21 protein-coding genes are annotated in these 23,776 nt (G+C 64.9%); 6 read left to right on the top strand and 15 right to left on the bottom strand.

The window, feature by feature from the left end; translation table 11 throughout:
• Positions 1 to 55: 55 nt before the first annotated feature.
• The 4 genes from cyoE to BCV67_RS11195 all read right to left on the bottom strand — a co-directional run bounded on the left by cyoE (position 56) and on the right by BCV67_RS11195 (position 3,713).
• Positions 56 to 949 carry a heme o synthase gene (gene cyoE / locus BCV67_RS11210; RefSeq protein ID WP_057630494.1) on the bottom strand — a complete coding sequence of 298 codons (894 nt, stop codon included), beginning with the start codon at positions 947 to 949 and terminating at the stop codon, positions 56 to 58.
• Positions 950 to 952: 3 nt separating this feature from the next.
• Positions 953 to 2,116: a COX15/CtaA family protein gene (locus tag BCV67_RS11205; RefSeq protein ID WP_062170356.1), complete on the bottom strand. Its 1,164-nt coding sequence runs from the start codon at positions 2,114 to 2,116 to the stop codon at positions 953 to 955.
• 10 nt (positions 2,117 to 2,126) lie between these two features.
• Positions 2,127 to 2,702 (bottom strand): hypothetical protein, encoded by a 576-nt coding sequence (locus BCV67_RS11200; RefSeq protein ID WP_062170357.1) that lies wholly within the window; start codon positions 2,700 to 2,702, stop codon positions 2,127 to 2,129.
• 276 nt (positions 2,703 to 2,978) lie between these two features.
• On the bottom strand, positions 2,979 to 3,713 hold the full coding sequence (locus tag BCV67_RS11195) for an SURF1 family protein (protein WP_062170359.1): 735 nt from the start codon (positions 3,711 to 3,713) through the stop codon (positions 2,979 to 2,981).
• Positions 3,714 to 3,770: 57 nt separating this feature from the next.
• On the opposite strand from BCV67_RS11195, the gene BCV67_RS11190 reads away from it, so the two are divergent.
• Complete coding sequence (locus tag BCV67_RS11190) at positions 3,771 to 3,989, top strand: twin transmembrane helix small protein (protein WP_057630479.1); 219 nt, start codon at positions 3,771 to 3,773, stop codon at positions 3,987 to 3,989.
• A 46-nt stretch (positions 3,990 to 4,035) separates the two neighbouring features.
• Here BCV67_RS11190 and BCV67_RS11185 read toward each other — a convergent pair whose 3' ends face one another.
• The 6 genes from BCV67_RS11185 to BCV67_RS11165 form a co-directional block, all read right to left on the bottom strand.
• A complete protein-coding gene (locus BCV67_RS11185; protein ID WP_062170361.1) occupies positions 4,036 to 4,911 on the bottom strand; it encodes a cytochrome c oxidase subunit 3 in 876 nt (291 codons plus the stop codon).
• Between the two features lie 22 nt (positions 4,912 to 4,933).
• Complete coding sequence (locus tag BCV67_RS11180) at positions 4,934 to 5,530, bottom strand: cytochrome c oxidase assembly protein (RefSeq protein WP_062170363.1); 597 nt, start codon at positions 5,528 to 5,530, stop codon at positions 4,934 to 4,936.
• Positions 5,527 to 5,664 (bottom strand): hypothetical protein, encoded by a 138-nt coding sequence (locus tag BCV67_RS20345; RefSeq protein WP_172837739.1) that lies wholly within the window; start codon positions 5,662 to 5,664, stop codon positions 5,527 to 5,529. Before BCV67_RS20345 ends, BCV67_RS11180 begins: the two co-directional genes overlap by 4 nt.
• Before the next feature lie 11 nt (positions 5,665 to 5,675).
• Positions 5,676 to 7,286 carry a cytochrome c oxidase subunit I gene (gene ctaD, locus BCV67_RS11175; protein WP_062170365.1) on the bottom strand — a complete coding sequence of 537 codons (1,611 nt, stop codon included), beginning with the start codon at positions 7,284 to 7,286 and terminating at the stop codon, positions 5,676 to 5,678.
• A gap of 62 nt (positions 7,287 to 7,348) precedes the next feature.
• Positions 7,349 to 8,290, bottom strand: a complete 942-nt coding sequence (gene coxB, locus BCV67_RS11170; protein WP_062170368.1) for a cytochrome c oxidase subunit II — start codon at positions 8,288 to 8,290, stop codon at positions 7,349 to 7,351.
• A gap of 17 nt (positions 8,291 to 8,307) precedes the next feature.
• Positions 8,308 to 8,781, bottom strand: coding sequence for a DUF2244 domain-containing protein (locus tag BCV67_RS11165; RefSeq protein WP_062171863.1), 474 nt, complete (start codon positions 8,779 to 8,781; stop codon positions 8,308 to 8,310).
• A 290-nt stretch (positions 8,782 to 9,071) separates the two neighbouring features.
• On the opposite strand from BCV67_RS11165, the gene putA reads away from it, so the two are divergent.
• Positions 9,072 to 12,290 (top strand): bifunctional proline dehydrogenase/L-glutamate gamma-semialdehyde dehydrogenase PutA, encoded by a 3,219-nt coding sequence (putA, locus tag BCV67_RS11160; protein WP_062170369.1) that lies wholly within the window; start codon positions 9,072 to 9,074, stop codon positions 12,288 to 12,290.
• Positions 12,291 to 13,126: 836 nt separating this feature from the next.
• On the opposite strand, the gene BCV67_RS11155 is transcribed toward putA, so the two are convergent.
• Positions 13,127 to 14,575 carry an outer membrane protein transport protein gene (locus BCV67_RS11155; RefSeq protein ID WP_062170371.1) on the bottom strand — a complete coding sequence of 483 codons (1,449 nt, stop codon included), beginning with the start codon at positions 14,573 to 14,575 and terminating at the stop codon, positions 13,127 to 13,129.
• Positions 14,576 to 14,776: 201 nt separating this feature from the next.
• Here BCV67_RS11155 and BCV67_RS11150 point away from each other — a divergent pair, with 201 nt between their 5' ends.
• Positions 14,777 to 15,469 (top strand): rhomboid family intramembrane serine protease, encoded by a 693-nt coding sequence (locus BCV67_RS11150; protein WP_062170373.1) that lies wholly within the window; start codon positions 14,777 to 14,779, stop codon positions 15,467 to 15,469.
• Positions 15,470 to 15,666: 197 nt separating this feature from the next.
• Here BCV67_RS11150 and BCV67_RS11145 read toward each other — a convergent pair whose 3' ends face one another.
• Complete coding sequence (locus BCV67_RS11145; protein ID WP_062171866.1) at positions 15,667 to 17,121, bottom strand: S41 family peptidase; 1,455 nt, start codon at positions 17,119 to 17,121, stop codon at positions 15,667 to 15,669.
• A 116-nt stretch (positions 17,122 to 17,237) separates the two neighbouring features.
• Positions 17,238 to 18,581: a peptidoglycan DD-metalloendopeptidase family protein gene (locus tag BCV67_RS11140; protein ID WP_082746640.1), complete on the bottom strand. Its 1,344-nt coding sequence runs from the start codon at positions 18,579 to 18,581 to the stop codon at positions 17,238 to 17,240.
• Positions 18,582 to 18,627: 46 nt separating this feature from the next.
• Here BCV67_RS11140 and BCV67_RS11135 point away from each other — a divergent pair, with 46 nt between their 5' ends.
• The 3 genes from BCV67_RS11135 (at position 18,628) to BCV67_RS11125 (ending at position 21,730) form a co-directional block, all read left to right on the top strand.
• Entirely contained in the window at positions 18,628 to 19,281 is a 654-nt protein-coding gene (locus BCV67_RS11135; protein WP_062170377.1) for a hypothetical protein, read from the top strand.
• Positions 19,282 to 19,342: 61 nt separating this feature from the next.
• Complete coding sequence (locus tag BCV67_RS11130) at positions 19,343 to 21,052, top strand: M28 family metallopeptidase (protein ID WP_062170379.1); 1,710 nt, start codon at positions 19,343 to 19,345, stop codon at positions 21,050 to 21,052.
• A gap of 306 nt (positions 21,053 to 21,358) precedes the next feature.
• On the top strand, positions 21,359 to 21,730 hold the full coding sequence (locus BCV67_RS11125; protein WP_062170381.1) for a VOC family protein: 372 nt from the start codon (positions 21,359 to 21,361) through the stop codon (positions 21,728 to 21,730).
• Between the two features lie 124 nt (positions 21,731 to 21,854).
• On the opposite strand, the gene rarD is transcribed toward BCV67_RS11125, so the two are convergent.
• Entirely contained in the window at positions 21,855 to 22,766 is a 912-nt protein-coding gene (gene rarD / locus BCV67_RS11120) for an EamA family transporter RarD (protein ID WP_062170383.1), read from the bottom strand.
• Complete coding sequence (yedA, locus tag BCV67_RS11115; RefSeq protein ID WP_062170385.1) at positions 22,763 to 23,665, bottom strand: drug/metabolite exporter YedA; 903 nt, start codon at positions 23,663 to 23,665, stop codon at positions 22,763 to 22,765. Before yedA ends, rarD begins: the two co-directional genes overlap by 4 nt.
• Positions 23,666 to 23,776: the final 111 nt, after the last annotated feature.

The raw sequence follows: 23,776 nt of genomic DNA, 5'->3' as shown, positions 1-23,776 counted from the left end.
AGTTGCTGGTGTTTAAATGAAAAGGCCGGCATTCGCCGGCCTTTTCAGTACTGGATCACAACCAAGGCAGCAGCCAGTGGTCGACCAGCAGGAAGGCGAACAGCGCCATCAGGTAGACGATGGAATAGCCGAACATCTTCATGTTGAACATCTCGTCCGGCGGGTCCTGCATCTTCCATGCGTACCAGAGGAACACGATGTTCAGCACCGTGGCACCGCCCAGGTAGAACATGCCGCTCATATCGATCGCCACCGGCAGCAGCGTCACCACCGCCAGCACCACCGAATACGCCAGGATCTGCTTGCGGGTATGTGGCACGCCGTGGGTTACCGGCAGCATCGGGATCTCCGCCTTGGCGTAATCAACGCGACGGAAGATCGCCAGTGCCCAGAAATGCGGCGGGGTCCAGATGAAGATGATCAGCACCAGCAGCGAGGCGTAGGCCCAATCCGAGCTGCCCTGCATGCCGGTGATTGCCGCCCAGCCCAGCAGCGGCGGCGTTGCGCCAGCCAGGCCGCCGATGACGATGTTCTGCGAGGTCGCACGCTTCAGGTAGACGGTGTAGATCACCGCATAGCCGATCAGCGAGGCGAAGGTGAGCACCGCGGTGATCACGTTCACCCACAGCACCAGGATGGTCATCGACAACGCGGTCAACGCGCCGGCAAACACCAGCACCTGCCGCGGCGAGACCTTGCCGACCACCAGCGGGCGCCATGATGTACGCGCCATCTGTGCGTCGATGCGCGCATCCAGCAGCTGGTTGATGGCTGCCGCCGCCGATGCCGACAACCAGATGCCGAGGAAACCCAGCAGACCGGTCACCACCTGCGCGGTGGTCGGCAGGCCGGGAATGGCCAGGCACATGCCGACCAGGGCGGTGAAAACAATCAGTGCCACCACCTTCGGCTTGGTCAGGTCCCAGTAATCACGCCATGTTGTACGCATCATTCACTCCGGAGCGCGCAGCCGCGCCAGCAGCGTGACCAATACAAACAACAGGGCAACCGCGCCGCCGCTGTGCATCACGGCTACTGCCAGCGGCAACGCCAGCTTGACGTTGAGCACGCCCAGCGTGACCTGCAACAGCACCAACGCGATCAGCGTAGTTGCCCAACCGCGCATGCCCGGCAAACGGAACATGCGTACCGACAACACCAGCAGATACAGCGCCACCAGCACCGCGAACATCCGGTGCGCCATCTGGATGGCGATACGTGAGGCGCCATCGAGCACGCCGCCTTCGTAGTCCACGCCGATGCCGCGCCACAGGGTGAAGCCTTCGCTGTAGTTCTGCTGCGGCCACCATTGGCTGACGCAGCGCGGGAAGTTGTCCAGCGAGGCGCTGCCGCCGCCGCAGGCCAAGGCTGCGTAGTTGGCGCTGACCCAGCCGCCGAGGGCGATCTGCAGCACCACCATCGCCACCGCCGCGCGCAGCCACCAGCGCAGGCGTGGTGCCTCGGCCAGGGTGATCGGCAGGTGCGTGGCTTTCCAGGCCATCCACACCAGCAGCGAGAACATCGCCATGCCGCCCAGCAGATGCCCCATCACCACGATCGGCTTGAGCAGCCAGGTCACCGTCCACATGCCGAGCAGGGCCTGGAAGATCACCACCGCCAGGGTCAGCACTGCCGCGCGCGCCAGATCGATGTTGGACCAGCGCAGCGCCGCCAGTAGCAGGATCGCCTCGCCGCCGATGGCCAGCACGCTCGCGGCGACGTGCTCGCCGCGCATGTACAGCGGTATGGCTATGGCCACCAGCACCGAGGCGGTGACGATCTGGGCGATGCCACGCTTGCGCTTGCGTGCCGCCAGCAGCGCCAGGGTCAACACTTCCACACCGAGCAGGCCGGCCAGGAAACGGTGGACCTGCTCGCGCCAGGCCTTGTGGGTTTCCAGCGGGCGGATCTCGCTGGCCACGTGCTGTGCCGCTTCCATCTGCGTCTGCGGCCAGGTCACGCGGCCATAGCAGGTAGGCCAATCCGGGCAGCTCAGGCCGGCATCGGACAGGCGCACGAACGAGCCGAACATGATCGTGCTCGCCGTCATGATCAGTGCGAACCACGCCAATCGGTGGAAATTGCGGTACAGCGCAGGACGCGCAGTGGCATTCATCGAACGGAACTCACATCAGTTTCAACAGCTTGGATAGATCAGCCCGCAATCCACCCGGTTCAAAACCCGGCGCATAGCGGAATACCACAAAGCCATTGGGATCAATCACATACACCGGGGTACCGGCCGGGTCATCAACACCCGGCAGTTTGGCCCGGAACGCAGGCTGGGGCTGCAGCACCTTCAGTGCCGGCGTGGCGGCCACCTGTTCAGGCGGCGTGCCCAGCCACAATATCTCGACATTATCCGCGTTATGCCCGAACAACTGCCACACCTTGTCCAATTGCTGCGACAAAGTGACGCAGGCAGGTGCGCAATCTGCCGGCGGCGCCAGCAGGATGCGCCAGTGGCGCTCGCCGGGGTTCCAGTCATAAGCCTGTCCATTGGCCAGATGCAGCTGCTCGCTGCGCAGGTCGACCGCCGGCTGCAGCAGCTCGCCATGGTGGCGATTGATCTGCGGTGTCCACCCGGAGAAGCGCAGGATGCCGGCCAGCGCCATCGACCCGAAGAACATGGCGAAGATCAGCAGCAACACCCTGCGGCCGCGATTGCGGGTGGCGAGCTGGTCGGGGGTGAGTGCGTTCATGGCTGGGGTCTTTTAGTGCTGGCAATGGGGAGTGGCTGGGAGCAAAAGTTGGAGTTGGTGCTGGTGCTGGTGCTGGTGCAGGAACTGGAGCAAAGGCTGAAAGCACCCCTCCCCGGCCCTCCCCTTCACCTTCGGTGAAAGGGAGGGGGAACTCAACGGCAACGGCAAAGGCCAAGGCCAAAGCGATGGCGATCTGCCCCCTCCCTTTGGCGTAGCCAAGGGGAGGGTTGGGGAGGGGTGCCCTGGCTCTGGCCTTGGCTCTGCCCTAGCTCCAACCTACCCCCCATTCCCAACTCCCGCCTTCCTGCGCCTCTTGAACTGCAACACCAACGCAATCAACAACACCGCCAGGGCCATCGCGAACCATTGCACCGCATAGCCAAGGTGCCGCGACGGCGGCAGGGTATTGGGCAGCAGGTCCAGATCACGCGCATAACCCAGCCGCATTGCCGGATCCAGGCGAAGCACCCTCGGCGCCAGCGCGCTGTTGCCCAGCTTCAACTGCGCGGCAATCGCGGCCAAGTCGATACGCGTCGCCAGCCAGGTCTGCGGCTGCGTGGTTGCGGTCAAGGCCGGGCCCAGGGCGATGCCGCTCGCCGGTGCCGGCGCCCACAGCCCCTGCACGGCCTGCGTGCCCTGCAGCGGAGTGATTGCCGGCAGGCTGCGGTCTGCCGGCATCGGCAGCCAGCCAAGATCCACCAGCACCACGGCGCCATTGGCGGCGCGCGCCGGCTGGTAAACCTTGATGCCGGCGCGGCTTTCGCGCAGCTGGTTGTCCAGCAGCACCGTGGCCGGCAGGAACTGCAACTGGTCCGCCACCCAATGCAGGGCGTCCGGCGCGGCGGCGGCCTGGGCCAGGCTGACGGCCGCGGCCCGGCTGGGCGGCAGCTGCGCAAGCAGGGCTTCTTTCTGGTGCATGCGCTGCAGCTGCCAACCGCCCAGCGCGCAGAACACCGCCGCTACCAGCAGCGCCAGGCTCCAGCCGAAGATGGCCGTGTGCTGTCGCGTCATGACAAGCTGCCGCCAAGCGGGTGATATAGCACTGCCTTCCCACCGAACGAGCGACGCATGAATGATTCGTTGAAGACCCTGTTGGTGATCGCGTTCTTGATCGTCATCGTCTGGAATCTTGGAGCCGGCCTCTATTACCTGATGATCGATCGCGGCCAGACCAAACGGACGGTCAATGCGTTGACGCGGCGTATCGCGTTGTCAGTGGTGCTGATCCTGCTGGTCGCCCTGGGCATCTATACCGGCTGGATCAGACCGCACGGCGTGGGCGGCTGAGCATCGCAACGGCCGCACTGCCCTGCAGCGCGGCCGCTGATCGTGGTTACAGCACGTAGACGAACAGGAACAGCATCAGCCACACCACGTCGACAAAGTGCCAGTACCACGCGGCTGCTTCAAAACCAAAGTGGTTGTCGCGGGTGAAGTGGCCCTTGGCGGCGCGGAACCACATCACCGTCAACATGATCGTTCCCAGCAGCACGTGTGCGCCGTGGAAGCCGGTCAGCATGAAGAACGTCGAGCCGTAAATGCCCGAGCCCAGGGTCAGGTTCAATTCCTTGTAGGCGTGGATGTATTCCTCGGCCTGGAAGAACAGGAACACGCAGCCCAGCACGACGGTCAGACCCAGCCAGATCAGCAGCTGCTTGCGGTTGCCCGCCTTCAGCGCGTGATGGGCGATGGTCAGGGTGACGCCGGAGGTCAGCAGGATCAGGGTGTTGATCAGCGGCAGGCCCCAGGCCGGGATGGTCTGGAAAGCGCCGCCGATATCGGCCGGGCCGTTGGTCGGCCAGGCAGCCGAATAGCCGTCCCACAGGTATTCGTTGGTCAATACGCCATGGCCTTCACCACCGAGCCATGGCAGGCCCATGTTGCGGGTGTAGAACAGCGCACCGAAGAAGGCGGCGAAGAACATCACCTCGGAGAAGATGAACCAGATCATCCCCATCCGGAACGAGCCGTCCACCTGCCGGTTGTAGTTGCCGCCCACCGATTCGCGGATCACATCGCCGAACCAGAGGAACAGGGTGAACACCAGCATCGCCACGCCGGTGAAGAAGGTCCAACGGCCCCAGCTGGCGTCGTTGAGCCAGCTGGCTACCCCGACCATCATCACCAGCATCGCGATCGATCCTACAAACGGCCATTTGCTGCTGCTAGGCACGAAGTAGACGTTGGCATCAGGGGCGTTATGGGCCATGGCGTTGCTTCCGGGTCCGTGATCAGGGAGCTGCGTGGGCAGCGGTCGCGGCGGTTGCCGGGGCCAGCTGCTCGGTCAGCGCATCATTCTTGTAGAAGGTGTAGGACAAGGTGATCGTGTTGACGTCGGCCGGCAGGTCCGGGTCGACGATGAAACGTACCGGCATCTCGCGCTTCTCCCCCGCCTGCAGGGTCTGCGCGGTGAAGCAGAAGCATTCGGTCTTGTTGAAGTAGCCCGAGGCCCGCGCCGGTGCCACCGACGGCACCGCGCTGCCGACCAATGCGCGCTCGCTGTCGTTGCGGGCAAAGTACAGGGCCTCGTTCAACTCGCCCGGCACCACGTCCATCGTCAGCTTTTCCGGGTGGAAGGCCCAGGGCAGCTTGGAATTGACGCCGCCATCGAACTCCACCCGCACCGTGCGCTTGCTGTTGGCCGCATGTGCCTTGGTTTCATGCGTGGTGGCGCCGCGCTCCAGCCGCACGCCAAATACCTTTTCGCAGGCGATGCGGTACAGCGGCACCAGCGAGAAGGTCAGCACGAACACCGCAAAGGCCACGCCGATCAGCCGGCCGAGGCCGGCATTGGGTTTGGGCTTGGGTGCGGGCGCCGGCGTGGTCAACTCGCCAGCACCCCGGACAGGATGAAGCCGACATAGACCGCGACCGCGATCAAACCGACGATAAGCGCGGTACGGCGCGAACGGCGCTTGCGCAGCGCCATCTCCTCAGCCTGGAAATGCTCGTTGCTGTTCATCGCCGGCCTCCTCAGTGGCTCACGTCGTCATGGGCCAGATCGCCCGGCTTGATCACCGGTGGCACGGTGAAGGTATGTGCAGGTGCCGGCGAGGGAATGGTCCACTCCAGGCCCTTGGCACCTTCCCAGGCGCGCGCTTCGGCACGCTTGCCGTTGCGCAGCGAGGACAGCAGGATCACCGCCATCATGAAGGGGGTGACGAACATGCCGAAGGCACCAATCGAGCTGATCAGGTTCCAGTCGGCGAATACCGGGTTGTAGTCCGGAATACGCCGCGGCATGCCGGCCAGGCCGAGGAAGTGCTGCGGGAAGAACAGCAGGTTGACGAACACCATCGTCCACCAGAAATGCACCTTGCCCCAGAACTCGTTGTACATCCGGCCGGTCCACTTCGGCCACCAGTAATACACCGCCGCGATCAATGCCAACACCGCGCCGGTCACCAGCACGTAATGGAAGTGCGCCACCACGAAATAGGTGTCGTGGTACTGGTAGTCGGCCGGCACGATGGCCAGCATCAGGCCGGAGAAGCCGCCGATGGTGAACAGGATCACGAAGGCGATGGAGAACAGCATCGGCGTTTCAAACGTCAGCGAGCCCTCCCACATCGTGCTGACCCAGTTGAACACCTTCACCCCGGTCGGGATCGAGATCAGCATGGTGGCGAACATGAAATAGATCTCGCCACCCAGCGGCATGCCCACCGTGAACATGTGGTGCGCCCACACGATGAAGGACAGGAAGGCGATGGCGGCAGTGGCGTAGACCATCGCCTGGTAGCCGAACAGCGGCTTGCGGCTGAAGGTGGGCAGTATCTCGCTGACCACGCCGAACGCCGGCAGGATCATGATGTAGACCTCGGGGTGCCCGAAGAACCAGAAGATGTGCTGGTACATCACCGGGTCACCGCCACCGGCGGCGTTGAAGAAACTGGTGCCGAAGAACTTGTCGGTCAGCAGCATGGTCACCGCACCGGCCAGCACCGGCATCACCGCGATCAGCAGGAAGGCGGTGATCAGCCAGGTCCAGCAGAAGATCGGCATCTTCAGCAGATCAATGCCAGGTGCGCGCATGTTGAGCACGGTGGCGATGATGTTGATCGCGCCCATGATCGAGCTGACGCCGGCGACGTGGATGGCAAACACGCTGAAGGCCACGTTGTAGCCGCCCTGCAGCGACAGCGGCGGGTACAAGGTCCAGCCACCGGCCGGTGCACCACCGGGCAGGAACAAGGTCACCAGCAGCATGCCGAAGGCCACCGGCAGCAGCCAGAACGACCAGTTGTTCATGCGCGGCAGGGCCATGTCCGGCGCGCCGATCTGCAGCGGGATCATCCAGTTGGCCAGGCCGACGAAGGCCGGCATCACGCCACCGAAGATCATCACCAGTGCATGCACGGTGGTCATCTGGTTGAAGAACTCCGGCTTCATGTGCTGAAGGCCGGGTTCCATCAGCTCCCATCGGATCAGCACCGACATCGCCGCGCCGACGATGAACATCGTGAAGCTGAAGAGCAGGTAGAGCGTGCCGATGTCCTTGTGGTTGGTCGAGAAGAACCAACGCTCGAAGAAACCTTGCTGGTGCCCGTGGTGATCGGAGTGGTCCACTGCGGTATTCGCCATTGCAACTACACCTCGTTATCCGTTTTCAGGCATCGCGCCGGCAGCACCGGCACGCAGTGGTATCAGGCACCGGCCGCCGCAGGCGCGGCGGGTGTAGCGACAGTCGGGGTTGCTTCAGGCGTCGCTGCCGGTGCCGGTTCGGCAACAGGTGCGGGCGCCGCTTCGGCAGGCGTAGCGGGCGCCGGCTTGCGCGAGGCCAGCCAGGTTTTGAACTCGTCCTTGGACACGGCCTTGACCACGATCGGCATGAAGCCATGATCCTTGCCGCACAGCTCAGCACACTGGCCGCGGTACACGCCTTCGGTTTCGATATTGGTCCAGCGCTCATTGATGAAACCGGGCACGGCGTCCTGCTTCCAGCCCAGTGCCGGCACCCACCACGCATGGATCACGTCGTCGGAGGTGATGACGAAGCGGACTTTGGTATCCACCGGCAGCACCAGCGGGTTGTCCACGTCCAGCAGGTAATGCGGGTCGCTGGCCATGGTCGGCACGCTGCCGCTCTGCCGCACCTCGTCGGACTTGCGGTCCAGGCGGCTGGTGAAGGCGACATCCTCACCGAGGTATTCGTACTTCCACATCCACTGATAGCCGGTGATCTTCACCGTCATCTCGGAATCGCGGGTGTCGTACATGGCGATCAGCTTGGCCGTGGCCGGCCAGGCCATCACCACCAGGATGAGGATGGGAATGACGGTCCAGATGATTTCCGCCTTGGTGTTATGGCTGAACTGCTTGGCCACCGCACCCTTGGACCTGCGGAACTTGAAGATGGCGTAGGCCATCGCGCCGAATACCAGCACGCCGATGACGGTACACACCCACAACGCCACCATGTGCGCGTCCCACGCCATACGCGAGGTATGGGTGACGCCCTTGCCCATGTTGAGCTGCCATTCCTTTGGATCGGCCGATTGCGCCCATGCTGCCTGCGCCGACAACATCATCGCTGCCGCTGCCAAACCGTGTTTCAACTTCGCGCCCCACACGCTGCTTTGCTTCATTGCCTAGACCCTTGACGTCATCGGTTGCCACCACTGCTGGCAGCGAGCAAGCCTTCAAGTGTCACCGCAAGTTCCCGACGTTCCACGGGCGCGAGGAAACTCCCCACTTCCACCCATTTGCCGCTGGAAACCAGCAGGACCCGTTCCTTCCCGGTCACCACCCGCACCCAATACGGGTGTGCGCGGAATACCGGCGAAACTCCGGCTGCGGGAATCACTTCCACGCAGTCCGGCCCTACCCGGATCTCTTCCCGGCGATTGCTGCTGCGCCAACACGCGCGCAGGGCAGCAGCCACCAGCAAGCCATGCAACAACGCGAAGACCGGAGCGAGGCGGTTGCCGGCCAGCCAAGCCAGGCCGGCCGCGAACACCATCAATCCTGCCAACGCCGCAAACAACTGGACGAACTGCCGGGCACTAAGCGCCCGTGGGGGGTGCAGTAACAACTGCGTCCCTGAGCCATCGGAATCTTGCCGAAGCACCTGGATCATCGCAGCCGCGTCCATCGCGGAAATCGAGTTCGATGGTAGCCCTGCCTGCGCACGCCCGGCAAGCTTCCATTCATCAACGTCTTCAATGCTGCAGTGCACACCAAAAGTCGCCTGATATCGCCCAAGCACGTCGATTTAATTGCCGGAATCAGCACAATAAAAACCGGCTTGCTGAATATTGCGCAAGCGCCCACAGGCCAGTGCTTTCGCCCCACTAAAGGATGTCCACATGGGACTAGGAAAACGGCCGGCGAAGATTAAAATGGCCGAATCCAACCGTGGCCGAGCGCATGAACGCAACACCTTCTCCTGAAGTCGCCTCCCCAACGTCAGCAGCCCCGCCGTTGCTGGCGCCCGAGCTTCCGCCGGCACCGCCAGCGCTGCGCCAGGCCATCACCGATGCCTGGCTGAAAGATGAAGCCAGCCATGTACGCGAACTGCTGGAGCAGGCCCGTCTGCCGGCCGCCGAGCAGGCGCAGGTACAGGCAACAGCCGCCGACCTGGTACAGCGCGTGCGTGCGCGCGCAAAAAACCAGGGCGCGATCGAGGCGTTCATGCGCCAATACGACCTGGGCAGCGAGGAAGGCGTGCTGCTGATGTGCGTGGCCGAAGCCCTGCTGCGCATTCCGGACCAGGAAACGGCCGACAAACTGATCCGCGACAAGCTCGGCGAAGCCGACTGGAAACGCCACATGGGCCAGTCCGACTCGGTGCTGGTCAACGCTTCGACCTGGGGCCTGATGCTGACCGGCCACCTGGTCGATCTGGCCGATGCCACCAAGCGCGACGTGCATGGCGCCTTCAAGCGGCTGATTGGCCGCGTTGGTGAGCCGGTGATCCGCCTGGCCGTGCGTCAGGCCATGAAGATCATGGGCCACCAGTTCGTCATGGGCCGCACCATCGACGAAGCGCTGTCGCGCTCGCACAAGGGCGACAACAGCAACTACCGCTATTCCTTCGACATGCTCGGCGAAGGTGCGCTGACCATGAAGGATGCGCTGCGTTACCTGGAAGACTATCGCCGCGCCATCCACGCCATCGGCGGCGACAACATCGCCCGCGGCGGCAAGGCCGACGGTGACGTGACCAAGTCGCACGGCATCTCGATCAAGCTGTCGGCGCTGTACCCGCGCTACGAGCACGCCAAGCGCGAGCGCGTGCTCAAGGACCTGGTGCCGGGCGTGCTGGAACTGGCGCAGCTGGCCAAGTCCTACGGCATCGGCTGCACGGTCGACGCTGAAGAAACCGATCGCCTGGAACTGTCGCTGGACATCATCGAGCGCGTGGTCAGCCATCCTTCGCTGAAGGGCTGGGAAGGCTTCGGCATCGTCGTGCAGGCCTACCAGAAGCGCACGCCGTACACGATCGATTACCTGGCCGATCTTGCACGTCGTATCGGCCACAAGCTGCAGGTGCGTCTGGTCAAGGGCGCCTACTGGGACGCGGAGATCAAGCGCGCGCAGATCGAGGGCCTGCCCGGCTACCCGGTATTCACCCGCAAGCAGAACACCGATGTGTCCTACATCGCCTGCGCCAAGCGCCTGTTCGGCCACAGCGACGCGATCTACCCGATGTTCGCCACCCACAACGCGGCCACCATCGCCGCGATCAAACAGATCGCCAAGGGCGGCATCTACGAGCACCAGAAGCTGCACGGCATGGGTGATGACCTGTACGCCGAAGTGATTCCGGCCGACCGCTTGAACGTGCCCTGCCGCGTGTACGCGCCGGTCGGTTCGCACGAAGACCTGCTGCCCTACCTGGTACGTCGCCTGCTGGAAAACGGCGCCAACTCCAGCTTCGTCAATCGCATCACCGATGAAGACGTGTCCATCGACGACCTGATCCGCGATCCGGTCGAAGCCGTGTCCTCGTTCGCCTCCATTCCTCACCCCAAGATCCCGCTGCCGGTTGATTTGCTGCGCAGCCAGAACCACGACAGGACCAACTCCATGGGCATCAACCTCGCCAACGACAACGAACTGCGCGCCCTGGCCGAGCAGCTCAACGCCGCCATCAAGCCATGGCAGGCCGCCCCCTTGGTACCCGGCGCCAGCACCAGCGGTGCCACCCAGGCAGTGACCAACCCGGCCGACAACCGCCAGGTCGTCGGTCACTGGCAGGCTGCCGATGCCGCCACCGTGGAGAAGGCGCTGGCCAATGCCGTGGCCGCACAGCCGGCCTGGAACCGCACCCCGGCCGCCAGCCGCGCTGCCATCCTCGAGCACGCCGCCGACCAGTTGGAAGCCCGCATCGCCGAGTTCATGGCGCTGTGCGTGAAGGAAGCTGGCAAGAGCCTGCCCGACGGCGTCGCCGAAGTGCGCGAAGCGGTGGATTTCCTGCGCTATTACGCCAAGCAGGCGCGTGACCAGTTCGGCGCCGGCGAGAAGCTGCCCAGCCCCACCGGCGAAAGCAACGAGCTGCAGCTGCACGGCCGTGGCGTGTTCGTCTGCATCAGCCCGTGGAACTTCCCGCTGGCCATCTTCATGGGCCAGGTGGCTGCCGCCCTGGCCGCCGGCAACAGCGTCATCGCCAAGCCGGCCGAACAGACCAACCTGATCGGTTACTACGCGGTCAAGCTGCTGCTTGATGCCGGCGTACCGGAAGGCGTGGTGCAGTTCGTGCCGGGCTCCGGCTCGGTGGTGGGCGCCGCGTTGACCGCCGACCCGCGCGTGGCCGGCGTCGCCTTCACCGGCTCCACCGACACCGCCCGCCTGATCAACCGCACCATGGCCGCGCGTGATGCCGCCATCGGCGTGCTGATCGCCGAGACCGGCGGCCAGAACGCCTTCATCGCCGACTCCTCTGCGCTGCCGGAACAGCTGGTCAAGGACGCCATCGGCTCGGCCTTCACCTCTGCCGGCCAGCGTTGCTCGGCAGCGCGCGTGCTGTTCGTGCAGGACGACATCGCCGACAAGGTGATGGGCATGCTGGCCGGCGCGATGGCCGAACTGAAGGTTGCCGACCCGGGTGAACTGTCCACCGACGTCGGCCCGGTGATCGACGCCGACGCGCTGCAGATCCTCAAGGACCATGCCGTGCGCATGGACCGCGAAGCCCGCCTGATCGCCACCGCACCGCTGTCCGAGGCTGCCGCACACGGCACCTTCTTCGCACCGCGCGCGTACGAGCTGAAGGATCTGGGCCAGCTGCACCAGGAGATCTTCGGGCCGGTGCTGCACGTGATCCGCTGGAAGGCCGATCAGCTCGATGCAGTCATCGACCAGATCAACGCCACCGGCTATGGCCTGACCCTGGGCGTGCACTCGCGCATCGACGAAACCGTTGACCGCATCGCCTCGCGCGTCAACGTCGGCAACGTCTACGTCAACCGCAACCAGATCGGCGCGGTGGTCGGGGTACAGCCGTTCGGCGGCCAAGGGCTGTCCGGCACCGGCCCCAAGGCCGGCGGCCCGCATTACCTGCTGCGCTTCGCCACCGAGAAGACGGTGACGGTGAACACCACCGCAGCCGGCGGCAACGCCTCGCTGCTGACCCTGGGCGACTGATTCCAGCCGCTTGGTGAGCGAGAAAAACCCCGCGAAAGCGGGGTTTTTCTTTGCACTGCGAAAAACCTACCCCGCCCCAACCCTCCCCTTCGCCACGCGAAAGGGAGGGAGCGTGTAGTGCCGAGCCATGCCCGGCAGAGGCTTTCCCGGTAATACATCCGCCTAGTGGCTTGTGGGAGAGGTGTCAGCCGCGAAGCAGATGGACCGTCAGATTGCAGCGGCGCTCGAAGCTTGATTGATGCCGACTTCGCGGCTGACGCCGCTCCCACAAATGCACAGCTCATCACCTTGCACGGCCACAAACAAAGTCAAAAACTATCCCGCCCCAACCCTCCCCTTCGCCACGCGAAAGGCAGGGAGCGTGTAGTGCCGAGCCATGCTCGGCAGAGGCTTTCCCGGTAATACATCCGCCTAGTGGCTTGTGGGAGCGGCATCAGCCGCGAAGCAGATGGACCATCAGACTGCAGCGGCGCTCGCAGCTTGATTGATGCCGACTTCGCGGCTGACGCCGCTCCCACAAGTGCACAGCTCATCACCTTGCAGGGCCACAAACAAAGTCAAAAACTATCCCGCCCCAACCCTCCCCTTCGCCACGCGAAAGGGAGGGAGCATGTAGTGCCGAGCCATGCTCGGCAGAGGCCTTCCCGGCAACCAATCACTCCCGTGCCTTGTAGGAGCGGCGTAAGCCGCGAAGCAGATGGACCATCAGGTTGCAATGGAACCGATGATTTCATCGACGCCAGCTTCGCGGCTTACGCCGCTCCTACAAGGCTGCGCCCACAAACAAAAAGCCCCGCTTGCGCGGGGCTTTCTGCATGCATCAGCTACAGGTTCGATCAGAACTTGTAGTTGACCGAAGCAGCGAGGATGTCGCCGCCCACGTCGTACTTGCCCTTGACCACATTGCCGGTGGCCGAGGTGACATTGATGCCCGGCTCACTGGTGAACAGGTGGGTGTAACCAAAGTTGAACTCGGTCTTCTCCGACGGGGTCCAGCCCAGGCCAACCGACAGCCACTTGCGGGTCACGTCCGGCACGCGCACGTCACGGTGCTCGATGCTGGTCGGGGACTCGTCATAGGCCACACCGCCACGCAGGGTGATGGTGTCGGACAGCTTGTACTCAGTACCGATCGAGCCGAAGGTGGTGTCGTTGTAGTAGAAGCCCAGGGTGTTGTCCGGCTGGTTCGACGCGAAGTCGACGGTCACCTTGTCGAACGCGGTCTTCCATGCGGTACGCGACACGTCGCCCATCACGGTCCAACGGTCGTTGATGCGGTGGGTGATGCTCATCGAGAGCGAGGCCGGCAGGGTCACCGTGGCCTTGCCCGAGGTGTCCACGAACAGGCCGCTGCCCGGCTGGCCGAGAGCAACCGACACGTTCTGCGGCACGGTGAAGTTGGCCTTGCCACCGGTGATCTTGTGCTCGACCTTGGAGCGGTAGCTGAAGGCGATGTTGGTGTTTTCGGTCGGGCTCAGGGTGGTGCCGAGCACGTAGCCGACGGCGTTGTTGTCGCCTTCGATGGTCACGAAACCATCGGCGCTGCCCGGGAAGAAGCCACCCGCTGCAGCGGCCTGGCCAGCCATTGCTGCTGCGGCGGCAATCTGCGCCGGCGTACGGCCAGCGGCAGCGGCGGCATCTGCGGCCTTCTGCTGGGCGGCACCGTTGACCACGGCGCCCATGTCCAGCGCATTGGACAGCTCGATGGTCAGGTGCTCAACGAACACCGACGCGCCGAACGACACGTACGGGTTGACATCGTAAGAGAACGCCGCGCCCAGGTCGATGGCCTTCAGGTCGGTGGTCACGCCGCTGTAGCGGCCAACCCAGTTACGGTCGTAATCGGTCTTGAAGCCGAACGGCGCGGTCAGCGACAGACCGAAATGCATGTTGTCGTTCTCGCCGAACGGCAGGTGGAAGTACGCAGCCGGGACCGGCGCGATCATGCCAGCGTCGCCGCCGTTGCCACCGGTGATCTCGGTGCCGGTACCCGGGCCGCCCGGGCCGGAGTTGCGGCCGGAGGCCTTCTTGAAATCAGCCGAGAAGCTGATCGCGCTCAGGTCAGCCTGGAACTGGCGACCATCGAGCAAGCGCATGGAGGCCGGGTTGGTGGCGACCACCGAAGCGTCGTCCCATGCACTGGTGGAACCGGCAAAAGCGCGGCCTAGGCCCTTGGCACTGTTTTCCTTCAGCTGGAAGGCAGCAGCATTGGCGTGGCTGAAAGCGAGGGTGCCGGCGATGCCGACAGCAAGTGCGGTTACGCGGGCAATAGCAGAAGCGGTCATAGTGGAAGCTCTCTCCGTAAACGGTAATTGTCGTTTTGCGCCTGCACCACCAAGCAGCCGAGCCGCTTGACGGTGCGCCGGAGACCCCTCCCGACATACGACGCCGTATGCAGTATCACCCACGCTGGTTAACTAAACAATAACGACGAAAGACATATTCCCAGCCCCTCCCGGGCGGTCCCGGGTTAGGCTTCCGGACTCATGTTCGTCTCCATTCCTTCCAGAAATAAGACAGGCCTGCGCTGGGCCGTGCCGCTGCTGTGCGTGGCCTTGCTTGCGGCGTTTCTATGGTCAACCTCGCGCCCGGATGAAGCGCGGCGCTCGCTGTGGCTGGCTTGGGGAGCGCTGGCAACCGGCCTGGGCAGCAGCCATGACTGGTGGGCGGCGCTGCGTGATGGCAGCGTATTAAGGTTGTTCACCGCGCTGTTCCTGCACGCCGACTGGTCGCACCTGCTGGGCAATCTGGTGTTCCTGCTGATCTTCGGCCTGCCCGCCGAGCGGGTGCTGGGGCCGTGGCGGTTGCTGCTGCTGTTCCTGTTCGGCGGTGCCAGCGCCAACCTCGCCGCGCTATACGTGATCGGTTCGCCGGAGCGCAGCATCATCGGTGCCAGCGGCGCGGTGTCGGCCTTGATGGGCACCTATCTGACCTTGTTCCCGCGCGCCAAGCTGGGCGTGGTGCTGCCGCTGGGCCTCTTCCTGGAGTTCGTGCGGGCGCCGGCCTTCCTGTTGATCGGCGTGTGGGCCGCCTTGCAGGTGGTGTTCGCCTATATCGGCCCGAGCTTCGGCATGGTGGCCTGGTCGGCGCATGTGGCCGGCTTTCTGTTTGGCGTTGTTTACGGCCTGTACGTCCGCGCCGCCATCGCCCGGCGGTTGCGCAAGCGCAAGGGTTTCTAGCCGGCTTGTTGTTCTGTAGGAGCGGCGTCAGCCGCGAAGCCGGCGATCCATCAGATCGCAGGCAGCGGGGCGCCGGGGTAAAGCCGAATCACGTTCGGCTGCGGCCTTACCGGTAGAGCCCCTGCCGAGCATGGCTCGGCACTACGCGGCGATATTGCGATATTGCCGGTGAGGCCCCTGCCGAGCATGGCTCGGCACTACAGGGGCTTTTCTTCCTCGACCGGCTTTGCTTCCGGCGTGACAGCTGCCGGCTTGGCAGCTTCTGCCGGTGCTGCCGGCTTCGCAGCCTCGGCCGGCGCCGCTGGCTTCACTTCGGCGCTGGCGGGCTTGGCCTTGGCTTTCGCCGCCGCCTGCGCTGCCGCGACCGAGCCGGGCTGCTTGAGCTCCTGCAGCGCCGACTGGATCGGCGCATCGCCCGGCAATACCACGCCGGCCTTGCTACCTACCGCTTCGTCATCACCACGCAGGTGCCCGGGCAGCTTGGCCTCGCTGTAATCGCTCAGGCTGGCCGGCAGATCGCTCGGCACGTCGGCCGGATCCTGTGCCAGTTCCACATCAGGCAGGATGCCGGTGGCCTGGATCGAGCGGCCGCTGGGGGTGTAGTAGCGGGCGGTGGTCAGCTTGACCGAATCGCCGTTGTCCAGCGGCAGCACGGTCTGCACCGAGCCCTTGCCGAAGGTGCGGCTGCCAACCACGCGGGCGCGGCCGTTGTCACGCAGGGCCCCAGCCAACACTTCGGAGGCGCTGGCCGAGCCGGCATCGGCCAAGACCACCAGCGGCGCGCCCTTGAGCAGGTCGCCGGGGGTGGCATCGAACTTGGCGTCGCTGATTGAAATGCGGCCACGGGTACTGACGATGCCGCCCTTCTCCAGCAGGTCGTCGGCCACCTGCACGGCGGCGGTCAGTAGGCCGCCGGGGTTGCTGCGCAGGTCCAGCACCAGCCCCTTCAACTTGCCGCCGGCCTGGCTCTGCAGCTGGTTCAACTGTTTCTGGAAGTCCGCGCCGGTGTCGGCCTGGAAGGTGCTGATGCGGATATAGCCATAACCCGGCTCCAGCATCTTGCTGCGCACGCTGGTGACGCGGATGGTCTCGCGCATGACGCTGACATCGAAGGGTTTCTGGTCGCCACGGGCGATGGTCAGCACCACCGCGCTGCCGGCCTTGCCGCGCAGCGGTTCGCTGGCGTCGATGGAATTGATCGGGGTGCCATCGATGGCCACGATCAGGTCGCCGGCCTGCAGCCCGGCCCTGGCCGCCGGTGTACCGTCGATCGGCGACACCACCTTCAAGGTGTTGTCCTTCTGCTGCAGCACCTCCACACCGATGCCTTCGTAGGCACCGCTGGTCTGCTCATCGAAGGCTTCGGCGTCTTCCTTGTCGAAGTAGGTGCTGTGCGGGTCCAGCTCCAGCAGCAGACCGCGCACGGCCGACTGCATCAGCTTCTTGTCATCGACCGGATCCACATAGGCCGCGCGCACGGCGTTGTAGACGCCGACAAAACGCCGGATCTCATCCAGTGGCACGCGTGAGGTGACCGATTCCTTGGCATCCGGGTCGTCTGCCTTGGACGCCTTGTCCGGGGCGCTCTGGGCAAGTGCCAGGGCCGGTGACAGGGCCAACAGCAGGGCAGCAGCAAGACGGGCTACACGCATGAACCACTCCATGAGAAAACCGATGCGCAGCAATCACGCAGGCCCCGATTATGCGCGAAGCATGGCTAAATTCCCGTTGAATCCGCGCGAACGACGGCAGCAGCGCTCAGCCGCGGTTACTGCCGCTGCAGCCAGGTCGAGGGGTCCACCGGCTGGCCGTTGCGACGCAGTTCAAAGTACAGCGCGGTCACGCCCTGGCCACCGGAATTGCCGACCTTGGCCACCGCATCGCCGCGCTTGATGGTGGCACCGGCATCCTTGAGCAGGGTGTCATTGTGGGCGTACAGGCTCATGTAGCCGTTGCCGTGGTCGACGATCAGGATCATGCCGTAGCCGGTCATCCAGTCGGAGAACACCACGGTGCCATCGGCCACGGCGGTCACCGTGCTGCCGGCGGGGGCGCCGATCAGCACACCGGCGCTGCTGCGGCCATCCGGCAGGCGGCCACCGTAACGGGCCAGCAGATTGCCCGACAGCGGCCAGCCCAGCCCGCCTACCCGTGGTGCCGGGGCGTTGGCCACGACCAGTGGCGGTGTCTTGCCCGGTGCGGCGCGGGCCGGACTGCGGGTCGAACCGCTGCTGGCGGCCGCGGCCTGGCGTGCCTGCTCGGCGGCGCGACGGGCGGCCGCACGGCGCTCGGCCTCGGCGCGGGCGGCGGCCGCGCGCAGGCTGGCCAGCACCTGTTCCAGCGCGCGCGCATCCTTGCCCAGAGCTTGCTCGCGCTGGCTGCGGTCCTGGTAGCGGCTATCCAGCTCGGTCAGCACGGTTGCGCGCTGGCGACGGTCCTGGGCCAGCGCGGCGGCCTGCTGGCGTTGTTGTTCGCGGGCCTGCTGCAACTCCAGGCTGCGCGCGGCAATCTGCTGCTCGGTGGTGGTCAGCGCCTGCAGATCGGTGGTCAGGCGGGTGATGGCGCGGGCGCGCTCGCGTTGCAGGTAGCGGTGATAGGCCAGTTCGCGGTTGGCGTTGGCCACGGTGTCCTGCGACAGCAGCAGTTTCAGCGGCGCGTGATTGCCCAGCTGATAGGCGCCGCGCAGCAGCGTGGCCAGTTGCTGGCGCTGCTGGGCTAGGCCGCTTTCAAGGGTGGCCCGGCGCTGCTGCAGGGCGCTCAGCGATTGTTGTTCGCGCTGCACGGCAGCCTCGGCCTCGGCCACCGCGCGGGCGCTGCGGGCCACCTTCTGGTCGGCCTCGCGCAGGCGCTGGCTGGCCTCGCCACGTTGCCCTTCCAGCTGGCGACGCTCCTGCGCCACGCTCTTGAGCTCGCCGCGCAGCTGCTGCAGCTTCTTCTCGGCCTCGCGCGGGTTGTTCTGTGCCAACAGCGGCCCGGCCAGCAGCGCAAGGACCAGCAGGCAACTGCCGCGCCATTGCGGCTGGGCCGCAAGCCGCTGGGGGCGAGGCTGGTGACTGGGCTGGCGCAAAGAGGTTCCAGTGACTTCAGGCAGATGCGGATTGTACCCAAGCATGATGCTATGCCGGCCTGTCCATCAGTATTTCCATCCCGGAGATCTCATGAAACGTATATTTCTGCTCCTGCTGCTGAGCGCGGCGCCCCCGCTGGCGGTGGCCGCTGACGACATCAGCAAGGTCAATGGCAGCATCCAGACCGATGCCGGCGCCAGTTACGGCGACCTGGAAACGGTCAATGGCAGCATCAAGCTGGCCGCCGGGGTACAGGCGCGCGGCGTTGAAACCGTGAACGGCAGCGTAAGCGCCGAAGACAATGTGCAGGCGCGCAACATCGAGACGGTCAACGGCGGCATCCGCACCGGCCGCAACCTGGTGCTGGCGCGCGGCCTGGACACCGTCAACGGCGGCATCTATGTCGACCGTGGCAGCCGCATCGGCGGCGATGTCGAAACCGTCAACGGCAGCATCGGCCTGGTCGGCGTACAGCTGGACGGCGACATCGAAACCGTCAATGGCGACATCACCGTCGGCATCGACTCGGTGGTCAAAGGCGGCATCAAGGTCAATCGCCCTTCTTTTGGCATCTCGCTGACCGCGCCGCGCAAGCCGCGCATCGTGATCGGCCCGAACGCCGTGGTCGAAGGCCAGCTGGTGTTCGAGCGCGAAGTCACCTTGCTGGTGCACGACTCGGCCAAGATCGGCCCGGTCACCGGCGCCACGCCGCAGCGTTTCGACAGTGAAACCGCGCCGCGCTGAACGCGCATTGCAGGCCAATCCTGCCTAGAATCCGGGTTCGACCTTGCAACCCGGAGTTTTCATGCAACGCAAACTGTTGTTGTGCCTGGCCGCTACCGCGGCCCTGGCCGCCTGCAAGCAGGAGGCCCCGGCACCGGCGGCCTCCGCACCCGCCCCTGCACCGGCCCCGGCGCATACCTTTGCCGGTGGCATCAACGCGGCCGATTTCGGCGAGCTGGTGAAGCACCTGGCCTCCGATGAGTTCGAAGGCCGCGCGCCAGGCAGCAACGGCGAGGAGCTGACGGTCAACTACATCCGCGACCAGATGCAGCGCATCGGCCTGCAGCCGGGCAACGGCGACAGCTGGTTCCAGGAAGTGCCGATGACCGAAACCACGGCCGATCCGAACACCGTGCTGAAGATCCAGCAGGGCGACACCAGCCGTGACCTGGCGTTCGGCACCGACATGGTGATCGGCACCCGCAGCGGCCAGCCGGAAATCAGGATCGACAACAGCGACCTGATCTTCGTCGGCTACGGCGTGGATGCGCCCGAGCAGAACTGGAACGATTACACCGGCCAGGACTGGAAGGGCAAGACGGTGGTGATGTTCGTCAACGACCCCGGCTTCCACACCGACGACGCCACGTTGTTCGATGGCAAGCGCATGACCTATTACGGGCGGTGGACTTACAAGTTCGAGGAAGCCGCACGCAAGGGCGCCGCCGCCGCGTTGATCGTGCACGACAGCGCCGGCGCGTCGTACGGCTGGGACGTGGTGAAGAACTCGTGGGGCGGCGCGCAGTACGACCTGCCGGCTGCTGAAGACAAGCAGCCGCGCCTGCAGGCACAGGGCTGGCTCAGCGCCGAGGCTGCACGCAAACTGTTTGCCGATGCCGGGCTGGACCTGGACAAGTCCTACAAGGACGCCAGCAAGCGTGGCTTCAAGCCGGTGCCGCTGAAGGCCAAGCTGTCGCTGGACCTGAAGAGCACCATCGCGCAGAAGAAGTCGCGCAACGTGGTCGGCGTCCTGCCGGGCAGCACGCGCGCCGACGAAGCCGTGCTGTACATGGCGCACTGGGACCACCTGGGCAAGCATGAGGGTGAAACCGGCGACAACATCTACAACGGTGCAGTCGACAACGCCACCGGCGTGGCCGGCATCCTGGAAGTGGCCGACGCCATGACCCACCAGCAGACACCGCCGGAACGCTCGGTGGTGTTCCTGGCGGTGACGCTGGAGGAATCGGGCCTGCTCGGTTCGCAGTACTACGTGAACCACCCGACCTTCCCGCTGGACAAGATTGCCGGCGTGATCAACATCGATGCGATGTCGGTCAATGGCCGCGCGCGTGACCTCACCGTCACCGGTTTTGGCAGCTCCGAGCTGGAAGACCTGCTCAAGCCGCTGGCCGCCAAGCAGGGCCGTAGCCTGCACGCGGAAAGCTCGGTGCAGAGTGGTTTCTACTTCCGCTCCGATCACTTCAACTTCGCCAAGGCCGGCGTGCCGGCGCTGTATGCCGATGGCGGCGAAGACCTGCTCGATGGCGGCGTCGAAGCCGGCAAGCGCGCGGCCGAGGCCTATGGCAAGGATCGTTACCACAGCCCCAAGGATGAGTACGACCCGGCCACCTGGAAGCTCGATGGCACCATCGAAGACCTGGAGCTGTTGTACGGCGTTGGCCAGCAACTGGCCGGCGGCGATGCCTGGCCGAACTGGTATGAAGGCAATCCGTTCAAGGCCAACCGCGACGCGATGATGAAGAACAAGGACAGCAACGCGGCCAAGTAAGCCGCTGCTGGTAGCAAACAGGAACGGCGCCTTTGGGCGCCGTTTTTGTTTTGATTCTTCAGAGATAAGTGCAGGTCCCAGCGGGATCCGCCGGCATCACCGTAGCCCGGGTAAGCGCAGCGCACCCGGGGCGTTGGCTTACAGGAGCCAGCGATACGATTTCACTAAGACTGTGCGCCAAAAGCCCCGGGTGCGCTGCGCTTACCCGGGCTACCGAGATTCCACGGCTGCGCAAGCCAACAGCAGACACATCGCCGCCGAGCCGCTAACGTCAGCACATCCTCAACAATCGGCAGGTCGGTTCCAATGCTGCATCACGTCTCCTTCCCGGTCACCGACCTTGCACTGAGCGGTGCGTTCTACGATGCGGCGCTGGGTGCCCTGGGCTTCCGTCGCGTGTTCGAGGATGAGACCGCCATCGGCTATGGCCTGGTCGACGACCAGGACATGTTCTGCCTGAAACTGCGCAACGAGGTGAGTGCGCCCAGCGCCGGCTTTCACCTGGCCTTCGCCGCGCCCGATCAGGCGGCTGTCGATCACTTCCATGCAAAGGCACTGGCCATCGGTGGCCGTGACAACGGTGCGCCGGGACTGCGCCCGGACTATGGCGCGCAGTACTACGCAGCGTTCCTGATCGACCCGGATGGCCATCGCATCGAGGCTGTCATCAACCGCTGAGCCGGCCGCTGTACTGCCAACAGCAGCGTAGCCCGGGTAAGCGCAGCGCACCCGGGACAGACGGATCAGCTGTGCGCCAACGGCCCCGGGTGCGCTTCGCTTACCCGGGCTACCGCGGCGCTGTTTATGCCGCCGGCGAGACCGCGCGCGCCATCCGCGCCTTGCGCACGCCGGCCACCGCAAACACCACCAGGCCGGCCCAGATCAGACAGAAGCCGACCAGCTGATTGGCATTGAAGGCCTCGCGGAATACCAGTACGCCCACCAGGAACTGCAGGGTCGGGGCGATGTACTGCAGCAAGCCCACCACCGTCAGCGGAACCCGCCGCACGCCAAAGGCGAAGGCAATCAGCGGTATCGCACTGACCGCGCCAGCCAGCACCAGCAACGCGTCGTTGCCCAGCCCCCAGCCGGAAATGAAACCGCCGCCATGACCGTTCTCGGCCCAGATCACATAGGCCAGCGCCGGCGCCACCATGAACAGGCTTTCCACGCCCAGCCCGCTCACCGCATCCACCACCACCACCTTGCGCAGCAAGCCGTACAGGCCAAAGGTGATGGACAGGCCGATGGCGATCCACGGCGGGCGCCCGCTCTGCCAGGTCAGCCAGGCCACGCCGAGGGCGGCCAGTGCCACCGCAAGCCACTGCAGCTTGCCCAGCCGCTCACCCAGCACCATCACCCCGAGCAGCACGCTCAACAGCGGGTTGATGAAATAGCCCAGGCTGGTTTCCACGACGTGGCCGGCATTCACCGCCCAGATGTACAGGCTCCAGTTCAGCGCGATCAGCAGGCTGGACAGACCCAGCAGCCAGAACCGCCGTGGCGTTGCCCACACCTCCTGCAACCAGCCCCAGCCACGCACGATCCCCAGCCCGCCGACCAGCAGCACCGCGCTCCAGACAATGCGGTGGGCAATGATCATGAACGACGGCACCTCCTTGAGCAGGTGCCAGTACAGCGGGAACAGCCCCCATATGACGAACGCCAGGGTGGTGGCCCACAGGCCATTGCGGGTGTCGTTGTTGGTGTTCATGCGCGACGCAACCTTGCAAGCGTGATGACCACGACGCCGGCAAGAATCACCGCCATCGCGCCGAGATCGGAAACACTGAAGTGCTCATGCGCTATCCACACACCCAACGCCACCGCAATCACCGGGTTGACGTAGGCATAGCTGCTGGCCAGAACCGGCCGCACGTTATGCAGCAGCCACACATAGGCGGTGAAGGCGATGATCGAGCCGAACACAGTCAGGTAGCTCACCGACAACAGGCCCTGCAGGCTGGGCCAGGCGTTGATGCGTTCGCCACGCAACAGGCCGGCGCTGACCAGGATCAGCCCGCCGCAGAGCATCTGCCCGGCAGCGGTCATGAACGGCGATGGCAGGTCACGGCCGCGCGACCAGATCGAGCCGGCGGCCCAGCCCAGCGGCGCGATCAGCAGCAGGATCAAGCCGGTGGGGGTGGCGGTCAGGCTGCTGCCGGCATTGAGCCAGACCACGCCGACGAAGCCAACGGCGATGCCCAGCCATTCGCCGGCGGTGACTTTTTCGCCGCGGATGGCCGAGAACAGCGCCATCCACAGTGGCACCGAGGCCACCGCCACCGCGGCCAGTCCGGATGACACGTCACGCTCGGCCAGCACCACCATGCCATTGCCCAGGAACAGCAGGCACAGCCCCATCACCGCCAGGGTCTTCCATTGCGCACGGGTGGGCGCGGCGACACCGCGCCAGCGCAGCAAGGCGTACAGCACGCTGCCGGCGATGATGAAGCGCGTACCGGAAATCACCGTCAACGGTGGTAGGCCGCTTTCCAGCGCCAGATGGATGCCGAGATAGGTCGACCCCCACACCACGTAGACCAGGAACAGGGCCAGAACGACAAGGCCACCCCTGGGAGGAGCAGCCGGCGCGGATTCGGGGGAGGACATGAGGCGGTGCCACCATTCGGGGGAAGGTGGATTCTAGGCCACACAGGCACAGAGATCAGTCTGAAAAACAGCATGCTGTATTCGCCTGGCAAGATCGCCTACGTCATGCAG

This window comes from Stenotrophomonas nitritireducens (assembly GCF_001700965.1).
Classification (GTDB): Bacteria; Pseudomonadota; Gammaproteobacteria; order Xanthomonadales; family Xanthomonadaceae; genus Stenotrophomonas; species Stenotrophomonas nitritireducens_A.
Note: the sequence above shows the minus strand (reverse complement) of the source record. Positions and strands in the feature narration are given on the sequence as shown.

Coding starts and splice junctions, on each gene's coding strand:
- BCV67_RS20345 (WP_172837739.1), bottom strand. CDS start 5,664: ATGAACAGCAACGAGCATTTCCAGGCTGAGGAGATGGCGCTGCGCAAG.
- BCV67_RS11155 (WP_062170371.1), bottom strand. CDS start 14,575: ATGACCGCTTCTGCTATTGCCCGCGTAACCGCACTTGCTGTCGGCATC.
- BCV67_RS11165 (WP_062171863.1), bottom strand. CDS start 8,781: ATGATCCAGGTGCTTCGGCAAGATTCCGATGGCTCAGGGACGCAGTTG.
- ctaD (WP_062170365.1), bottom strand. CDS start 7,286: ATGGCGAATACCGCAGTGGACCACTCCGATCACCACGGGCACCAGCAA.
- BCV67_RS11150 (WP_062170373.1), top strand. CDS start 14,777: ATGTTCGTCTCCATTCCTTCCAGAAATAAGACAGGCCTGCGCTGGGCC.
- BCV67_RS11125 (WP_062170381.1), top strand. CDS start 21,359: ATGCTGCATCACGTCTCCTTCCCGGTCACCGACCTTGCACTGAGCGGT.
- coxB (WP_062170368.1), bottom strand. CDS start 8,290: ATGAAGCAAAGCAGCGTGTGGGGCGCGAAGTTGAAACACGGTTTGGCA.
- BCV67_RS11130 (WP_062170379.1), top strand. CDS start 19,343: ATGCAACGCAAACTGTTGTTGTGCCTGGCCGCTACCGCGGCCCTGGCC.
- cyoE (WP_057630494.1), bottom strand. CDS start 949: ATGCGTACAACATGGCGTGATTACTGGGACCTGACCAAGCCGAAGGTG.
- BCV67_RS11135 (WP_062170377.1), top strand. CDS start 18,628: ATGAAACGTATATTTCTGCTCCTGCTGCTGAGCGCGGCGCCCCCGCTG.
- BCV67_RS11185 (WP_062170361.1), bottom strand. CDS start 4,911: ATGGCCCATAACGCCCCTGATGCCAACGTCTACTTCGTGCCTAGCAGC.
- rarD (WP_062170383.1), bottom strand. CDS start 22,766: ATGAACACCAACAACGACACCCGCAATGGCCTGTGGGCCACCACCCTG.
- BCV67_RS11195 (WP_062170359.1), bottom strand. CDS start 3,713: ATGACGCGACAGCACACGGCCATCTTCGGCTGGAGCCTGGCGCTGCTG.
- BCV67_RS11190 (WP_057630479.1), top strand. CDS start 3,771: ATGAATGATTCGTTGAAGACCCTGTTGGTGATCGCGTTCTTGATCGTC.
- BCV67_RS11205 (WP_062170356.1), bottom strand. CDS start 2,116: ATGAATGCCACTGCGCGTCCTGCGCTGTACCGCAATTTCCACCGATTG.
- yedA (WP_062170385.1), bottom strand. CDS start 23,665: ATGTCCTCCCCCGAATCCGCGCCGGCTGCTCCTCCCAGGGGTGGCCTT.
- putA (WP_062170369.1), top strand. CDS start 9,072: ATGAACGCAACACCTTCTCCTGAAGTCGCCTCCCCAACGTCAGCAGCC.
- BCV67_RS11145 (WP_062171866.1), bottom strand. CDS start 17,121: ATGCGTGTAGCCCGTCTTGCTGCTGCCCTGCTGTTGGCCCTGTCACCG.
- BCV67_RS11200 (WP_062170357.1), bottom strand. CDS start 2,702: ATGAACGCACTCACCCCCGACCAGCTCGCCACCCGCAATCGCGGCCGC.
- BCV67_RS11140 (WP_082746640.1), bottom strand. CDS start 18,581: ATGCTTGGGTACAATCCGCATCTGCCTGAAGTCACTGGAACCTCTTTG.